This window comes from Mycolicibacterium aubagnense, from assembly GCF_010730955.1.
Lineage (GTDB): Bacteria > Actinomycetota > Actinomycetes > Mycobacteriales > Mycobacteriaceae > Mycobacterium > Mycobacterium aubagnense.
On record NZ_AP022577.1, the window covers coordinates 44,349 to 59,626 of the forward strand.

Below are 15,278 nucleotides of genomic sequence, written 5' to 3' on the forward strand. Positions count from 1 at the left end.
CGGCGAATATCGGGCTGCCAGCGGCGCCTGTGCCAAACTCGATCCGTGGCACGTCTGGAACGCACCGGCCCCGCGATCCGTGCGGTCCTGGCCGAGCTGGATCCCGCGGCTTGCTCCGAGTTTGAGTGGGAGTTTCGTATCGCTCTGGCCGAAACCGATCTCGCCGACGACTTCGACCTGGGCCGTCTAAACGCAGTGCTGGACAGGTGGCTCGGAATTGCGTACCTGAGACTTCATCCACCCACCGCTGCGGAACGCGCCGTCGTGGAGCAGGTTCGGCGCGGCGACTTCACCGGGCTGCGGACGAGAACAGCCGCCGGAGAATGGGTCAAGCACTAGATACTTGTCGAGCTGGCGGGAGCCGCAGCGTTCCAAAGGGCATCAGCCAGCAGAACATGGAACGCAGTTACCCGACGAGCTGAGCCGGTGCCCATTCAGTGCGTTCGGTCCGCGCTTCGATGACAGTGCCATCCGGGCCGAATCCTATGAACAGCAGTCCGGCCGCCCCTCGTTCATCGCGGGCCACGACGCTCCCGCGGCGACCATCACCTCGAACAGCGGAGTCATCCAACACGATGAAAACCTGTCCGGCGTACCCGACCCGGCTGCCCACGAGGCCAACCGGGGCGACGGGGTGGGCGGGCACCGGCAGGGGGACCTGCGAGGTGCTTTGCCTGCGCTCAGCGTTGACGGCCAGCGCCGCCACGGCGCCGCAGAGCAGTAGAACCGCGATCAGGGCCATCACGGGCTTGGGCCAGTGGAAGATCTTCCCGCAGATGAAGCCAGCCAACCCCACCGTGACGGGGACGGCAGCCCACGCCGAGTACTTGGACAGATCTGTCATGGCTCGACAGTCTCACGCGCGCACGACGGTGTACAGCGGTCGGGTGTGCTGCGCGGCAGCTGCGTATTCGGCGCCCGACATCTCGCCCACGTACTCGACCGACACTTCATCGGCCGGGTGCACGGCGCCCCACACACCGCGGGCGCGGGCCTCTGATTCAGACGCCGCCTCACGTGCGACGAGCTCGTCACTGGCGGCAAACCCGGCAGTTTCGGCCCGCACCGCGCGATAGACGCGAAAGGTGCGAAGAATCATGAAATGCACCTTTGCGGCACGTCTGACAAGGGCTCGCCACGGGGAGCTGACCCCGTGAATGACTGAATCGAAATGCGGTATTTTGCAGGTGCAATTTTCTGGTGATTGCGGGTACACTCCGCGGGTGTCAGTGCCAGCGGTAAACGGGGCGGGGCGCGTGCCCGAGCTGGGAGGCCCCGCGCAGGAGCGAATCCTGCGCGCAGCTGCAAACGCACAGTCTGCGGGTACCCGGCGGACCTACGGCAGTTCCTGGGCCCGTTTCGAGCAATGGTGTGGAGCCAACGGATATACGGCGCTGCCTGCGCACCCGGCGGTCATTGCTGCCTACCTGGTCGAGGCGGCCGACACATTGAACCCGGACGGACAACACGCGTACGCGGTGTCGACTCTGAACAAGTGGGTTGCCGCGATCACCGATCGCCATCGCAGTAGCGGACTCGATAGCATCCCGACGCATCACGAGTCGGTGAGGGCGACGTTGGCCGGCATCCGGCGCGAATATGCGGTGGCGGGCGACCGGCCGCGAAACCCCCGGGCCCCGCTGCTTACCGACGACGTGATGGTCATCGTCGCTGCGGCTCGAGCGCAGGTCGACAGCTGGTCCGACGAAGTGCACGAACGTCGTGACAGCGCACTGCTCTTCATGGGCTTCACTGGCGCCTTCCGCCGCAGCGAGCTCGTCGCTCTCACGGGATCGGACGTGGAATTGCACCCGCTCGACGGGGTTCACGTGCGACTGCGCCGATCAAAGACTGATCAGGAAGGCCACGGTGTCGTGCACGCACTTCCACACACGCAAGACGCCGAACGGTGCCCGCCATGCGCGTTCGCGCGGTGGGCGCGAGTGGTGGAGGCCTACGACAAGGGCGGCCGCGCAGCGGTGATCGCCGCCGTAACGCGCCACGCGGTCGACAGGTCAGTGCACGTGTGCAGAGCCAAGGCGCCCGTCATCGGGCGCCATCGTCCGATATTCCGCGCCATTGCCGGCAACGGGAACTTGTCGGATACCGCCATGTCGGGCGCCTCGGTGCATGCCGTGACGCGCCGCCGAGCCGAGCGAGCCGGTTACTCAGAGGCGATGGTCGCCAGGATCGGGGCGCACAGTCTGCGGGCCGGATTCGTGACACAGGCCTTCCGCAATGGCGCTGACGCGCACGCGATCATGCGGCAGACCGATCATCGGAGCGTGGAGATGGTCGAAAGGTATGCGCGCGAGGAAGCGCCGCTGATCGGCAACGCAGTCACGTCCCTGGGGCTATGACCGCGCCAGCCGGCACCCGTGACCGAGCGGTGTGGCAACTGTTCTCCGACTGGTGTGCAGCTTCAGGAGAAAGTGCCTTACCCGCCGCCCCAGAAACGCTGGCCCGGTTCGTTGCCGCAAACCCGGCGTCACTGAGCACGCATCGGCGCAGGGTCAGCGTAATCAACGCAGCGCACCGCAGAGCCGGGGTCGGCCAGCCTGGAAGGGCCGAAGTGGTTCGGGCGCTGCTTGACTCGCGCAGAGCAGAACGCCGACATCGACTAACTGAGGCCGCAGCGTGGGCTATCCGCAAATTGCCCGACGAGGGTTGGCCGACAAAGCTGTTTGCGCGCCGCGATGCAATGCTGCTTGTACTGGCGACTGCGGGAGTGTCGGGTAGCCGGATCGCGCAGTTGCGGCTCGGCGATGTGGTCGTCGACGCTCCGGCCGATCGACTGGCCATTCAATGTGTTGGCGGTGAAACTGCCAACACATGTGCTGGTTCGGCACTTCAGGGCGTATCGCCGGTGAGCATCTGGGAGCAGTGGTCGCGCATCCGTAGCATCCAGCACCACCTATCCAATCCGCGATTTCTGGCAGCCCATCTGCGCGGAGAGCCCATACCGAAGATCGGTCACGCGCCAGCGTCGTTGCCGGTTGTAACCTCCATCGACCGATGGGGCGCCACCCCGTTCATTGCTTCGGCACTTGGGGCCCAGTCGATTTCGCGCATCATCACCGCGCACCTGACGGGACAGCCCACGGTTCACCGCCGTGTCCAGCCAGTCGATCCGGCTATCAGGCCCATGCCTCTGCCGGAGGCGCAGCCACCTGGGTGCGCACCGCAGCTCGACTCGGCAACGTACTCGCGGGGTGTGGCCGCGCGCTGCCGAGCCGCAGCAGAGCTTGGTGGGGTCACAGAGATGCTCGACGATGTCGAAGACCGGGCCGATCGGCTACTCGCCGGGTTATTGCAACTGCTCGACCACCAGCACTGATCGGCGATGCTGGCTGTCCGTTAGACCGCTACGCGTAGCGCGAATCGGTGTAAGGCGCACCGCGCCGCGGTCGTTGACGTGCGATCTAGACCGCTAGTTTCCCCGCGTCTCTGATGACCGATAAGGGAACTCTCATGATCGCTCCGACCGCTCTGCTCTCCGCGAAACACGCTGCAGCTTCCCTCGCCGTGGCCGTCGCCATGGCGTCGGTACTGCACCCGGCCACTGCAATGTCTACCGCTGCGCCGCCGCCGACAGGGCACCGCATAGTTGTTGCGCCAGCCATCGAACTCGCGGCGTCTGTGACAACCGACGGCTCGTCCCAACAGGTCGGTGTCGCTGACGCCTATCTCTACACGCTGGACCAAACCCAACTTGTGAGCCAGCTCAACGAGATTCGCAGTCTCGGCGTGACCGATCTACGCATCGTGGTGCCCTGGATCTACATCCAGCCGACGAGCTCGACGTACAACTGGTCCCAGATGGACAACGTCATCAACACCGCCCACTCGATGGGCTTCAGCCTCACCGCATCAATTACCGGCAACCCCACCTGGGATGGCACCCCGTTGATCGGCGCGCCAAATCCCGCCAACTATGCGACTTTTGCCGCTGCGGTCGCCCAGCGCTACACAGGCCAAATCTCCGCGTACGAGATCCTCAATGAGCCCAATGCAGTGACGTTCATGGCCCCAGCCGACCCGGCGGTCTACACCGCCATCTTGAAAGCCGCGTACACCGCCATCAAAGCCGTTCAGCCCAGCGCCACCGTCATTGCGGGCGTACTCGGGGCGGTCACCACAGTCCCCGGCATATCGCTCTCGCCCGAACAGTTCCTGGCGGGCATGTATGCCGCCGGAGCCAAAAATTCCTTCAACGAGGTGTCTTTTCACCCGTACAACTACACGCTGCCGTTCTCCGCTGGCGCAGGAGTGGCGAACTCGCCGTTGGAGCAAGCGTTGGCCATGTACGCCCTGATGGTCGCCAATGGCGATGGGGCCAAACAGATTTGGGCGACGGAGTACGGAAACCCGAGCCAGCCAGGCGGGATCACCCAGACTCAGCAAGCCCAGATGCTGCAGGACTTCGTCACGGCCTGGAGCAAGCTGTCGTTCGCCGGGCCCGCGTTCGTCTACACCGCCGCCGACTTGAACACCGGCTTCCTGCTCGACGAGAACAACATGGGCCTGTTCACCTCCGATGGGACTCCGAAGCTGGCCGCCCAGACCCTGGCCACGCTCATCTCTCAGCTCGCCGCCGGGACGCTACCCAACTACACGGCACCGGTGATGCCCGTGGCGCAGACGGTGTGGATTCAGGTCGTGTCGTTGGTCATCTCCGTGACCAACGAAGTGTTGCTGCTGCCGAACATGGCGACACAAGCCATCTACAACACACTGCCGGCCCCGCTGCAGCAGGCATTTTCGACAGTCGCGAACGCGGTATCGATGGCAGCGGGCATGGCCCTGACCGCGGTGACGCCGCTAGCAGAGCGCGCCATCGACACCATTGTCACCGCGGGCCCCAACATTCAGAACGCCGCCGCCGCAATCAATTCCGCCATCCAGAACGCTGCCCTGGCTGTCGGCACCGCCGCGCACAACACCGAACTCACTGTCGCTGGAGCCGTGCAGGCCCTGGCGGCCGTACCGAGTCCGGCCGCGGCGACGCTTCCCGCTGCGGCCATGACCCCCGCTCGGGCGACAGCGAGCGCACCCTCTTCAACCGTGGGAGCGACTCTCCCTGAGCAGTACTCAATGCTGGCCACCGCTACGCCAACCACAGGGGCGATCGCCGGTTCATCAACGGCCACCGCAACGGCAACGGTCAACTCGACGACGACTGTCAGCACGCCCGCGGGAACCGCAGCGGCCAGCTCGCCGGCACCGGCTCCATCGGCACTACCGGTATCCAGCCCCGCGAGCTCTGTTCAGAACCCTGTCAGTGCCGCAACGAATGTCAAACCGTCGGTGCAAACTCCGACGAGCGCGACCACCGCCGCCCAGCCCACGATCACCACGGCATCCACGGGCACCGCGGAACGCGCCGCGGCATCCGATGCCGTCTCGTCCGCGCCGCCGGCCAAAAACTCCAATGCATCAACCGGCCCTAAAACGGGGGCGGTCGACCGAGGGCACTCGCCCTCCGCCGCGGAAACCACCCGTACTGCCAGCGACAAGCCGTCCGCCCGCTCGTCATCGACCGGCACGTCGGAGCGCACCTCAACATCGGCCAGTGGAACCGGCGCGTTGTCGAAAACCGCCACAACAGAGACCGGGCGTCACGGTGGCACGGACCAGACGTCGCACTCCAAAGAAGCCGCACGGTGAGGACGGACGTCATGTCCACAATGGCGGCGGAGCGCCGAAGTAGGTCAGTTCTCACGGGCTTTGGACGCGCGGCGATCGCCGTGGTCGTGGCCATCACGACATGGGTCGGCTCGCTGTCAGTGCCAGCCCAGGCGGAGACAGTCGCTTTCTACATGCCCGGAACCTCGCCAACTCCACCGATATCGCAGACGGTCGGGGTGTCGGCCCTCGGCGCCGCGGTGCAGGGCCTGATGACAACGGCCTACCAGATCGGGTACCCCGCATCGATCGGCCCGTTCACCGGCGCCGGGGCGCTGGCTCTGGATTATTCAGTGGCGCAGGGCGTTGCCAACCTCGGGGCGGCCATCGCTGCCGTGCCGGCGTCCGACAGCGTGAAGCTGTTCGGGGTGTCGCAAGGCGATATCGTTCTGACCTACGAAGAGTATGCGTTGATGGCGGCAGGGCACTCGAACAACGTGACTTTCGTCCGGCTAGCCGATCCCAGTGGTCCCACGGGGATTCTCGGGCGCAATGCCGGGCTGCTGTTGCCCGGCATCAGTTGTGTTGTTGCGCCGCAAGATTCGCCCTACAACACCATCAACGTCGTGTACCAGTACGACGTTTTCGCCGACTGGCCGGCCCACCAAGAGAATCTGCTCGCCGATCTGAACGCGGTTGCAGGTGGGGTGCTTTTCCATAACTACTGGTCTTACAACGTCGACCTCTCGACGATCCCATCGAGCGATGTCACCACCACGGTGAACAGTCACGGTGCAACCACCACAACCTACTTCATTCGGGACAATGGACTCCTGCCGATACTGCAGCTGGCGAAGAACGCCGGCGCCAGCGAGCAAGTCGTCAACGCGTTGCAGCCGATCCTGAAGCCGATCGTCGACGGCGCCTACCGCCCGGTATCGCCGAATGCATGGATCGCGCAGAAGATCTTCCAAACCGTTGTCAATACAGCCGTCGCCGGCGGCGTATGGACAGTAAACGCCCTGCGCAATACCAGCATCACCGCCGCGTCAGTGGTGAACACTCTCTCGGGCGTGCTCACCACCGCTGCCACGCGGCTTCAGGCATTGACCCCCGCTGCTGCACAGAAGTCCCCGATCGCCGGCAGCGTGGACCACACCACAACCGCCGTCGCGGCAATCCCCAACGCAGCGTCTGACGCGACCAAACCGAACGCCGCCGCGCCGCACGGGGCACTGAGCACTACGGCCGTCGTGAAACCCACCCCCGTAGCCAGCGCCACGTCGAACACCAAGACCCCTCGAACACCAGCCATCGTGAGCAGCTCTCCACACGCGGTCAGCGACACGGCTGGGGGCGCGCGTACTCCGAGAGCAGCAACAGCCACTGCGGGTGCTGTCGACCCGGCATCGAGCACATCGCTGACGGCCTTGACACCAACAGCGCGAAGGGGCAGCGCTTCAGTCGCCCGCTTGAGCTCGGCTCAGCACTCGGCGGCCAGCATCGCCATGGTGCCTTCCCATTCAGGCCTTCGGCAAGGTGGTCTTACCGTCACCGCCGCGCACGGTGCAACGGCGGCCGAAGAAATTCTTACCCGGTGCTTGCAACAGCACCCCTGAGGTTGGACACAGGTACGGCTTCGACTGGATCGAGCAGGAGTGCACCGGCACCAACGACTTCTACGCCGCGTTGGCGCTGCGGCCCTACATCGGGCAGTTCGATGGCTGGGACCAAGGCGCCTACGACGCCCTGAGGCGATCGTTCGAGCACTACCGCGGCGAGCTGCTGCACCCCGAGGATGCGCCCTTACCGGGTATCACCTACGAAAAGTCAATCAACGGAATCCAATCGAACAGTACGCGGCCAAGCGGTGTCGAGTGAGGATCGCAGTACCCAGCGAACAAACTGTCCATTGAACTACGAGAAGGAGAAGGGCTGTGGGGGCGATCGAGAGAGACGCAGTGGTACTACCGAAGGCGTCGGGGGGCGACGATGAATATCTGCACATCGTCAGCACCTGGGAGTGGCTGATCGGGGATGTGCTGCGTCTACGGGTACCCCGGTCGTTCTGCGGGATCGTACTGATTCAAGACCCGGATCGCCGTCCCACTCAATTTACAGAGCCCATTTGCCCTGTCTGCGAGCAGATGAGACAAGCTCGGTGAAAACAGTCCGGTAAGCGACGACGACCACCGGGGTAGTCAGGTAAATCCGCACAGGCGTTTCCGTAGACGCATGAGTGTGTGCAACGCCCTGCCGCCGACCGTCCCCCTGTGATCATCGGCGCTCGTGGTGCCTCGGTGCGAGACACGAGCCGCGCGCATTCCTTGGCGCTACCGCAACCTATCGTGGCGGCCGCTGGGACCCTCCGGCACAAACGAAAGCAGGGAATCATGCCCGCGAGCGACCGGAAAATCATCAAGCTGCTGGCGGCGGCAGCGGGCGCTGCAACGCTGCTGAGCGCTGCGGGAGGGGTTGCATCCGCGTGGCCAATCCCGATCACTCCAGAACAGCAGCGGTACATCAACCAGGCCCGCGGTGCGGGGATGCCGGGCGACGACGACGCCGTGCTTCAGGCCGGACTCCAGGCGTGCAACGCGCTCTATCGCGGGCAGGGGCGCCAGGGTGCCATCGATACCGTCACCAGCCAGGCTGGTGTTGCTCCGGATCAGGCGGCATCAGTGGTGCGCATCGCGCGCGGCATTCTGTGTACGCAGGCGCCCGGCTGACCAACCCTCTGGACTTGAAAACAGAACCGCCCCTGAACTTCTCACGAGTTTCGGGGCGGTTCTGTTACGTGAACGGTGCGGGGTCGCGCGGACGCTCCACAGTGTGTGATGCGCTAGCGGAGACGGCGGGACTCGAACCCGCGGCCGGCGCAGGCCGACTACGCCTTAGCAAGGCGCTGCATTCGCCACTCTGCCACGTCTCCAAACCAGTTGCACCGCAATGCAACCGGTTTCGGGATCGCAGGATCTCAGTCCGCGACCCCGATCCGGGCCCGTCACTTCTCGAAGACTCGGACCCCCGTACCCGTCGCCGCTCGTGTCAGCGTGTGTGCAGCCGGCAACTGAGACAGCATCTCGGACGCTGCCCGGGTCCTCACCGAGTCGGGTCAGTTCGGCAGTGGCGCATCGGATGGCGTTCACCGTTGAGAGCCCCCAACCGGATTCGAACCGGTGACCTGCTCATTACGAGTGAGCCGCTCTGGCCTGCTGAGCTACAGGGGCGCGCGCCTTGCGCGACGAAACCGGCGAACCGGTGATTGTCTGCGCACATGACGCAGGACAGGTTGTACTCCGTGGTGCAGACGCTCGCGCCCTCCGACACCGGTAGGTTGGTCGAACACCGCCTCGACTTCGGTTCCGCGAAAACTCAGGCCGATTCACTCAAGTCCGGGATCGTCAGCATCGTGCCGTCCAGTGACTTTCGGGACGATGCAAAAGTCGGTGACGTCGTCGAGTTGTGAATCGTGGTGGATGGCGCCCATGGCGGCGTGGTTACGAGTCCCCGACCGGATTCGAACCGGTGTTAGCGGCTTTGCAGGCCGTTGCCTCGCCACTCGGCCACGGAGACAGCACCCGATTGATCGGGCTTGTGCATCAGTCCCACCAACCTCCGCTGTATTGGGCGTAGCGGCCGGCAACGCGATTATCGATCACGCTGTCGTCGACCGCCCCGCCGTACATCGCGTCGCGAGTGAGAGATCGAAGCGCGCTGCGTCGAGCTGATCGCTCGGAGGCGTAACACTGACGTCGCGCGAGCCGGCGATAGCGACTCTCGGAGAACATCTTCCAATTCGGCACGGGTTCGTGGACTGGTTCCCATCGGCATCCGGTGTTCGCCTGCGACCAAGGATCGTTGGGTAGATCGCACGGGAACGCGGCGTGGAGATGGTGAAGGTCGCCGCACGTGTGCGCAGCGCGCATTGCTGGAGCGTCATTCATCTGTACCCGCCAGGGGCGAGTTTTGTCGGTCTTGGACATCGGGTTGGTCTGCCTTTCGGCAGGCTGCCCGCAGCCTCCGAACGGCTGCGAGGGAGGCAGCCGCATCTAGGTGAAACGACCCATGACATTCTCCTTCATTCGAGCAGTGGTTCTCCCGCTGCGCTGCTGGTGTTGGTGCGGCGAGTACTGCATCTGCGCCCCTGCATCTGCGCCCCCGGCCGGATTCGAACCGACAACCTTCGGAGTAGAAAGCCGCTGCGCTATCCGTTGCGCCACGGAGGCGAAACTTGTCGACGCCCGTTAGACGAGTCCGCCGGTCAGCGCGGCCGCCGCATATTCGTCGATGAATTCATGTGCACCGCCGGAGCTGTCGAACCAGTGGTACCCGGTCTCATCCACCGCGTCGACGTAAATGGTGAGCACCCAGCCGTCGGCGACGCGGTACAGGTGGGCATCAGCACAGTGATCACGACGGCCGGGCAGGAACTCCTCGAGGTAACTACGCAGCGGCGCGTTCGGGTGCAGCGCTGCGATGATCTCCTCGACGGAGCGGTCGTCGCCATGAACTACGGGGGAGGAGACGTTGGTCATGCACCGGATCATGCACGGCCGCAAGGGTAATTCTGGTGCGCAGCGCGAACGTGCTTCGGGCGACGGACGGGAATCGAACCCGCGACCTCCTGGACCACAACCAGGCGCTCTGCCGATTGAGCTACCGCCGCCATGTCGAGCCGCTGTCTTCGCACCGTGAGTAGCCGGCGCGTAGGCGGAGCCGCCCGCACCCGATTGAACAGTCGAGTTTCCAGCACGGTTTCGAGTTGTGCCGGTCTGCGCGGAGGGCGGGAGGGTCGAACTCCCAAGGGCTTTCGCCTCGGCTGTTTTCAAGACAGTTCCCGTCGCCATCTTTCGGGTTGGCCCTCCAAGGTGTGGCCCGGCTGGGCCAAAAACAATCCGTTGCTCCGGCGGGACTTGAACCCGCGACTTCCGCATTATGAGTGCGGAGCTCTACCAACTGAGCTACGGAGCGTTGACGAATCCCTCGTTCGAGGATCCGTCACTGGACCTGTCGCGGAATACGACCCTGCCAGCGTGAAAGATGGTTGCGGAGGCGGGATTCGAACCCGCGACCTCTGGGTTATGGGCCCAGCGAGCTTCCGAGCTGCTCTACTCCGCGTCAGGTGCTGTGCACCTCGACTACAGCAAGTTGTTGTTGCGCAACACGGTCTGCAATGCCTCAACGTTCCCGCGCGCATCGTCGAGTGGGTGGTGGGTGTGCGGGGTGCGGCGCAGACGCTTCCACGCCGACTGCTGCGACCACTTGCCGCGAGTGCCGGCGTAGAAGTCGCCGATGCGTCGCGAGGAATGTCCGAACAACACTCTGCGGATCTCACTGTCAGTGAAGCAGTTCAGCCACATGGCGTCGTAGCCGTTGTTGTCGCTGACCAAGATTCGCCGGGGCGGTCCCAGTCGCTCAACCCAGTCACTCAAGGCTTGAGCGAGATCGCGAAGTGTCTCGCCGGATGTGGCATTCTCAGAGTCTTTTCCGTTGACGATCCAGTAGGGATCGATGATCGGGATGCCGTCAGCGCCACGTTCGACTACTGGTCGGACCGGATTCTCCGGGTCAGGCTGTGCGCGGTACAGGTGGCCGTAGAACGATGCCCCCGTGATCACATGCACGAGGGCGAATTCGGTCATCACCCCGGACATCGGAGTATGGCTGGTGGCCTCGACGTCAAGCATGACCAAGGATCCGTATCCGGCGTCGACTACGGTGGGGCAATGCGGCGTTGTCATGCGCCCCCGGACGGATTCGAACCGCCGACCCCGGGTGTAGGACACCCACGCTCTGTCCGCTGAGCTACGAAGGCATGTGAGAGGTTCCTGCGCAGGTCGCCCCTCCGCGGGCTAAGGATCGGCATCATGGGGGCGCCTTCACCGGCAAAGCCATGTGCGCGGCGCTGACGCGGGAACCTCACTGCGTCAGCATGTGTGATCTGCTCGCCTGCCCGCCGCGAGGGTCCTTCGACACGCCGAAGGCCGCTGCACGTGCCGCTCGTGACGCTGGCGGGAATCGAACCCGCGTCGTGTCCGGAGTGAAAATCCGGCCGCCCCTGGCCAACAGAGCAACAGCGCCATGGACGAGATCGCGACCGTCTCCGCGACCTCTCAACCGGGCTGGTGATCACCGGCCCAGGACCGCAGGGGTGACGGGACTCGAACCCGCATCATCCGGTTTTGGAGGCCGGCGCTCCGCCAGTTGAGCTACACCCCATCGTTCCGGTTACCGGACCGGAAAGCCGTTGTGCCCCCAGCAGGGATCGAACCTGCGACATCCCGATTAAAAGTCGGGAGCTCTGCCAACTGAGCTATGGGGGCGTTGGTTTGTCGAGAGTCACCCGGTTGCAGCGTTGCGGAGCAACCGTCGGGCGCCGGACCAATCATCAGCTCCCAGCGAGGATTCCACGGTGGTCTGGAGTGCGTCGAAGTCCGTACGGTCAGACAACTCGATCGCGGTCGTGGTGCGGTACGTCGCCGCACGGCACCGGCACCGGTGCGCCTCTGCGGAGTCCGCCGTTTCGTGCACGTGCAGATAGAACTCGTCGCTTGCACCGCCCTGCTGTATGAACGCGAAACTGGCCATGGACGCGATCATGCACAGCTGGGCGCTGACCTGCCATCTCGCCGCCGTCGACACGCCGGCGTCGCTGTGCCCGCGCCGAGGATCGAACTCGGGACCTCCTGATCCGGAATCAGGTGCTCTGTCCGCTGAGCTACGCGGGCTGAAATTTTGTTGTCGGGGTGACACGATTTGAACGTGCGACCCTCTGCTCCCAAAGCAGATGCGCTACCAAGCTGCGCCACACCCCGTTTCGCGTCGTTGAGGCCGACGCGGGCCTGGTGCCGGCAGAGGGATTCGAACCCACCCACCCGAAGGAACGGATTTACAGTCCGTCGCGCCTCAACCATCTGCGCCGTGCCGGCATGGTGGTCTCGGACGGGTTCGAACCGCCGACATCTTGGGTGTAAACCAAGCGCTCTTCCAACTGAGCTACAAGACCTGAACTCGCTGCGCGACCGTGACGGGGCTCGAACCCGCGACCTCCGCCGTGACAGGGCGGCGCTCTAACCATCTGAGCTACACAGCCATGTGCAGGCTTTACGGACCTGCGCAGCGATCCGGTGGGCTGGATCGGGTTGCCCCGAAGCCGGATCTGCCGGCGCGCCTTTGCCGCCACCTGTCGTGCGGGATACAGGCGAGGGGATGCTGCGCGCTACCCTCCACGGCGGATGCCGTTGGTCGATCTGCGAGGACTTGAACCTCGGGCCTCCTCGTTATCAGCGAGGTGCTCTAACCGGCTGAGCTACAGATCGTTTCGCGGCCCGGTCCGGCCGCAGGCCATATCACGGCTCGCGCTGGAGTCAGGTTTCCAGACCGGAACGCCGCAGTTGTGCCTCCAAGTTCGCTACGCCTCGAGTGTCGCTAGTCGTTCCCGGTGCGATCACCAGCGGTTGGTTCTTGTCCGACGGAGCGAACCGCCAGTGGCCGTTGTTCGTCTTGGTGACTGCCCACCCTGAGCTTTCAGCCTGGGCAATGAGGGACTTCAAACGTTTCTTGTAGTCGGCGCTGCTCATTCCCGGCACACTGCAGCAGGGATACGTCGGCGCCGGTCTCAGGCGCGGTTCAATCTGGGTCCTCGGCGAACGCCACCTGTGCGTCGATTCCTACCGCCTGGAGCCGTCCTCTCAGCTGGGCTGCGATCTGCTCGCGCAGCTGCGGGTGGCGCGGCAGCTGCAGGCGCACGACGTTGCCGTACGCCGATCCGACGTCGCACTGAACCCAGGGGCCGGCCGCGGACCTGAACGACGACAGGCTCATTGCAGCGTCGAGGAGCTTGTCGGGCCCGGCGTTGACCGCCGTGATCGTGTAGGCGTCGCTGTGGTCGTAGACATCGTCGTCCGGGTAGCCGTAGCGGATCGGAATGTCGATGCCTGCGCGCATGGCGGCGATGGAGCGGTGCATCCCGTCCAGCACGCGCGGCCGGAGGCTCCACCAGTGATCACGGCCGATGAAGACCGGGCGATCGAAACCATCCTTCAGCTCGACTGCGAGTTCGTCGATCCGGCGACGTTCCAGCGGATCGGCCAGAAGTGCAGCTGCGCAGGCGTCCCAGGTTCCTCCGTGCGCAGGCAGCACATGAGCACGGAACCACGCGGGAATCACAGTGCGGGTACGACCGGAAAACCTCATGGTTCACTCCAGGATTCGAAAGCCCTCTCTAAAATAGAGAAGGCTAGCCGTTGCTACTACGCTGTGCAAGCGTGAGCGCCGCGTGAGGGACTCGAACCCCCGACCCCCTGTTCCGTAAACAGGCGCTCTCTCCACTGAGCTAACGCGGCTTGTGGTCTGATCCGGGATCGAACCGGAGGCCTCTCGCTTTTCAGGCGAGCGCTCGTTCCAACTGAGCTATCAGACCAAGAGCATGTACACATCGATCACGCGTGGGTGTGGATCCATTCGCGAATCTCGTTGACCTCGCGTGAAATCAGGCCTGTCGCCGGCCTCGGCCTGATCAACGTGGTGGGCGCGGTTCGTGACCGCCGCCAGCTTTCTGAAAGCAGATCCACTGTGAGCGAGTCCTCGGTCCACAACAGCGCGGCGCCGGCGGGCACGAAAGCCCTGGCCACCAAGACCTTCCACGGACCCGACTCCATCGCGAGCCTGGGATCGAGGTCGTCGCTGGCACGTGTGTCGAGAATGGTCTCGTCGAGCCAGGGTAGGTCCGGAAGGCCGGGGATAATCTCGGGTAGGCGCTTCGTGTGCTCCCGCCATGTCGACAACCAACGAACATCGATACCGGCACGTGCAGCTTCGGCGATGACCGCGATCACCGCTGGTGACCAGAGCAGCGGCAAATGCACCGGATCGCCAGCACTGGTCAGGTCCCCCTCGGGGTGGGCCACCGTGGCCGACGACCATTCCGGCCAGTAGGAGCGTCCGCCGCGTTTGGACAGGGCGTTGATGACGCCGTCGAAGTCGAGCAGCCAGACTGCAGTCATTACGGTCGCCTTTCCATGCGGGCGTGGGGGATTTCAGAGAAGTCCTGACGGGGTTCGAACCCGCAACGTCCGCCGTGAGAGGGCGGTGAGCTACCAGTTGCTCCACAGGACCAGGCGCCCGTCTATCCGGGCCGTCACGGGACCGTTCCCCGTCGTCTCAGATGTGCGCCGGCCGGAACGGCTCCCGGACCAGGCGCATGCCGGCCTCTTCTGGGGTGCGGTCGGCTTTGCGGTTGTTGCACGGTTCGCAGGCCGCGACCTGGTTAGTCCACGCAGTCACTGAGCCACCGCGTGAGCGCGGGAACACGTGGTCGATCGTGGTGGCGCGCGCACCGCAGCCGACGAACTGACACATGTGGTCGTCTCTGTTCAGGATCTCGCTCCGCGAGGCAGAGTCACGATCGCGCCGGTAGGGGACCGGTGCGTATCGCTTCAGCATCAGTGACTTGGGCACTTCGACTTCGGTGCTGGGCGAGCGCACAACCCGTGGAGGGTCATGCGGCTCCAGTGCGTACGCCACCTCACGCATCAGCATGGATACAGCGGCCGGTAGGTCGACACGGTTTAGAGGGCTGTAATCCGCGTTGAACACTTCGACGGCAGGTGCGGATAGGAACGTGGTCATGGCGCCGCGCCTCCTCTCGA

At 64.5% G+C, this 15,278-nt stretch carries 17 protein-coding genes and 20 tRNA genes; 8 read left to right on the plus strand and 29 right to left on the minus strand.

Going from position 1 to position 15,278, the window contains the following annotated elements:
- Positions 1-45 precede the first annotated feature (45 nt).
- Positions 46-339, plus strand: a complete 294-nt coding sequence (locus G6N59_RS00265) for a DUF6247 family protein (RefSeq protein ID WP_138230277.1) — start codon at positions 46-48, stop codon at positions 337-339.
- 67 nt (positions 340-406) lie between these two features.
- Here the strand turns inward: G6N59_RS00265 and G6N59_RS00270 are convergent, their stop codons facing one another.
- Positions 407-844 (minus strand): hypothetical protein, encoded by a 438-nt coding sequence (locus tag G6N59_RS00270; RefSeq protein ID WP_138230278.1) that lies wholly within the window; start codon positions 842-844, stop codon positions 407-409.
- Between the two features lie 12 nt (positions 845-856).
- Positions 857-1,099: a hypothetical protein gene (locus G6N59_RS00275; protein ID WP_138230279.1), complete on the minus strand. Its 243-nt coding sequence runs from the start codon at positions 1,097-1,099 to the stop codon at positions 857-859.
- Positions 1,100-1,256: 157 nt separating this feature from the next.
- Here G6N59_RS00275 and G6N59_RS00280 point away from each other — a divergent pair, with 157 nt between their 5' ends.
- From G6N59_RS00280 to G6N59_RS00305, 6 genes are all read left to right on the plus strand, one after another.
- A complete protein-coding gene (locus G6N59_RS00280; protein WP_306789605.1) occupies positions 1,257-2,360 on the plus strand; it encodes a site-specific integrase in 1,104 nt (367 codons plus the stop codon).
- A 293-nt stretch (positions 2,361-2,653) separates the two neighbouring features.
- Positions 2,654-3,337, plus strand: a complete 684-nt coding sequence (locus tag G6N59_RS00285) for a hypothetical protein (RefSeq protein WP_138230281.1) — start codon at positions 2,654-2,656, stop codon at positions 3,335-3,337.
- Positions 3,338-3,471: 134 nt separating this feature from the next.
- Complete coding sequence (locus G6N59_RS00290) at positions 3,472-5,667, plus strand: cellulase family glycosylhydrolase (RefSeq protein ID WP_163910760.1); 2,196 nt, start codon at positions 3,472-3,474, stop codon at positions 5,665-5,667.
- Positions 5,668-5,687: 20 nt separating this feature from the next.
- The gene (locus tag G6N59_RS00295) at positions 5,688-7,244 is read left to right on the plus strand and encodes a PE-PPE domain-containing protein (protein ID WP_163910763.1); all 1,557 of its coding nucleotides are present in this window, start codon (positions 5,688-5,690) and stop codon (positions 7,242-7,244) included.
- On the plus strand, positions 7,192-7,506 hold the full coding sequence (locus G6N59_RS00300; protein WP_138230284.1) for a hypothetical protein: 315 nt from the start codon (positions 7,192-7,194) through the stop codon (positions 7,504-7,506). Before G6N59_RS00295 ends, G6N59_RS00300 begins: the two co-directional genes overlap by 53 nt.
- Before the next feature lie 512 nt (positions 7,507-8,018).
- Positions 8,019-8,354: a DUF732 domain-containing protein gene (locus tag G6N59_RS00305; protein ID WP_234884198.1), complete on the plus strand. Its 336-nt coding sequence runs from the start codon at positions 8,019-8,021 to the stop codon at positions 8,352-8,354.
- 117 nt (positions 8,355-8,471) lie between these two features.
- Here G6N59_RS00305 and G6N59_RS00310 read toward each other — a convergent pair.
- Together G6N59_RS00310 and G6N59_RS00315 are read right to left on the minus strand one after the other, a co-directional pair.
- A tRNA-Ser gene (locus tag G6N59_RS00310) sits at positions 8,472-8,557 on the minus strand.
- A 224-nt stretch (positions 8,558-8,781) separates the two neighbouring features.
- A tRNA-Thr gene (locus G6N59_RS00315) sits at positions 8,782-8,855 on the minus strand.
- 47 nt (positions 8,856-8,902) lie between these two features.
- Between G6N59_RS00315 and G6N59_RS00320 the strand changes: the two genes are divergently transcribed.
- Positions 8,903-9,094 carry a hypothetical protein gene (locus G6N59_RS00320; RefSeq protein ID WP_138230285.1) on the plus strand — a complete coding sequence of 64 codons (192 nt, stop codon included), beginning with the start codon at positions 8,903-8,905 and terminating at the stop codon, positions 9,092-9,094.
- Between the two features lie 36 nt (positions 9,095-9,130).
- Here the strand turns inward: G6N59_RS00320 and G6N59_RS00325 are convergent.
- From G6N59_RS00325 to G6N59_RS00445, 25 genes are all read right to left on the minus strand, one after another.
- Positions 9,131-9,201, minus strand: a tRNA-Cys gene (locus tag G6N59_RS00325).
- Positions 9,202-9,781: 580 nt separating this feature from the next.
- Positions 9,782-9,854, minus strand: a tRNA-Arg gene (locus G6N59_RS00330).
- 18 nt (positions 9,855-9,872) lie between these two features.
- Positions 9,873-10,163, minus strand: a complete 291-nt coding sequence (locus G6N59_RS00335) for a hypothetical protein (RefSeq protein ID WP_138230286.1) — start codon at positions 10,161-10,163, stop codon at positions 9,873-9,875.
- Between the two features lie 58 nt (positions 10,164-10,221).
- A tRNA-His gene (locus tag G6N59_RS00340) sits at positions 10,222-10,294 on the minus strand.
- 232 nt (positions 10,295-10,526) lie between these two features.
- A tRNA-Met gene (locus G6N59_RS00345) sits at positions 10,527-10,599 on the minus strand.
- A 70-nt stretch (positions 10,600-10,669) separates the two neighbouring features.
- Positions 10,670-10,746: transfer RNA gene (locus tag G6N59_RS00350), tRNA-Met, on the minus strand.
- Between the two features lie 20 nt (positions 10,747-10,766).
- Positions 10,767-11,315 carry a hypothetical protein gene (locus G6N59_RS00355; protein WP_138230287.1) on the minus strand — a complete coding sequence of 183 codons (549 nt, stop codon included), beginning with the start codon at positions 11,313-11,315 and terminating at the stop codon, positions 10,767-10,769.
- A gap of 55 nt (positions 11,316-11,370) precedes the next feature.
- Positions 11,371-11,443, minus strand: a tRNA-Arg gene (locus G6N59_RS00360).
- A 188-nt stretch (positions 11,444-11,631) separates the two neighbouring features.
- Positions 11,632-11,709 (minus strand) — tRNA-Glu (locus G6N59_RS00365).
- A gap of 65 nt (positions 11,710-11,774) precedes the next feature.
- Positions 11,775-11,846: transfer RNA gene (locus tag G6N59_RS00370), tRNA-Trp, on the minus strand.
- 32 nt (positions 11,847-11,878) lie between these two features.
- Positions 11,879-11,951: transfer RNA gene (locus tag G6N59_RS00375), tRNA-Lys, on the minus strand.
- 16 nt (positions 11,952-11,967) lie between these two features.
- Positions 11,968-12,216, minus strand: a complete 249-nt coding sequence (locus tag G6N59_RS00380) for a hypothetical protein (RefSeq protein ID WP_138230288.1) — start codon at positions 12,214-12,216, stop codon at positions 11,968-11,970.
- A gap of 67 nt (positions 12,217-12,283) precedes the next feature.
- Positions 12,284-12,356, minus strand: a tRNA-Arg gene (locus G6N59_RS00385).
- Positions 12,357-12,369: 13 nt separating this feature from the next.
- Positions 12,370-12,443: transfer RNA gene (locus G6N59_RS00390), tRNA-Pro, on the minus strand.
- 28 nt (positions 12,444-12,471) lie between these two features.
- Positions 12,472-12,557: transfer RNA gene (locus tag G6N59_RS00395), tRNA-Tyr, on the minus strand.
- A 1-nt stretch (position 12,558) separates the two neighbouring features.
- Positions 12,559-12,634 (minus strand) — tRNA-Val (locus G6N59_RS00400).
- 13 nt (positions 12,635-12,647) lie between these two features.
- Positions 12,648-12,721 (minus strand) — tRNA-Asp (locus tag G6N59_RS00405).
- A gap of 149 nt (positions 12,722-12,870) precedes the next feature.
- Positions 12,871-12,947 (minus strand) — tRNA-Ile (locus tag G6N59_RS00410).
- A 48-nt stretch (positions 12,948-12,995) separates the two neighbouring features.
- Positions 12,996-13,208, minus strand: coding sequence for a type II toxin-antitoxin system HicA family toxin (locus tag G6N59_RS00415; RefSeq protein WP_138230289.1), 213 nt, complete (start codon positions 13,206-13,208; stop codon positions 12,996-12,998).
- Between the two features lie 49 nt (positions 13,209-13,257).
- Complete coding sequence (locus tag G6N59_RS00420) at positions 13,258-13,770, minus strand: hypothetical protein (protein WP_220099684.1); 513 nt, start codon at positions 13,768-13,770, stop codon at positions 13,258-13,260.
- Positions 13,771-13,900: 130 nt separating this feature from the next.
- Positions 13,901-13,973: transfer RNA gene (locus G6N59_RS00425), tRNA-Arg, on the minus strand.
- A gap of 3 nt (positions 13,974-13,976) precedes the next feature.
- Positions 13,977-14,050: transfer RNA gene (locus G6N59_RS00430), tRNA-Phe, on the minus strand.
- 19 nt (positions 14,051-14,069) lie between these two features.
- Positions 14,070-14,633, minus strand: coding sequence for a hypothetical protein (locus G6N59_RS00435; protein WP_138230291.1), 564 nt, complete (start codon positions 14,631-14,633; stop codon positions 14,070-14,072).
- A 39-nt stretch (positions 14,634-14,672) separates the two neighbouring features.
- Positions 14,673-14,745: transfer RNA gene (locus G6N59_RS00440), tRNA-Glu, on the minus strand.
- Positions 14,746-14,790: 45 nt separating this feature from the next.
- Positions 14,791-15,258, minus strand: coding sequence for an HNH endonuclease (locus G6N59_RS00445; protein ID WP_138230292.1), 468 nt, complete (start codon positions 15,256-15,258; stop codon positions 14,791-14,793).
- Between the last annotated feature and the right edge of the window lie 20 nt (positions 15,259-15,278).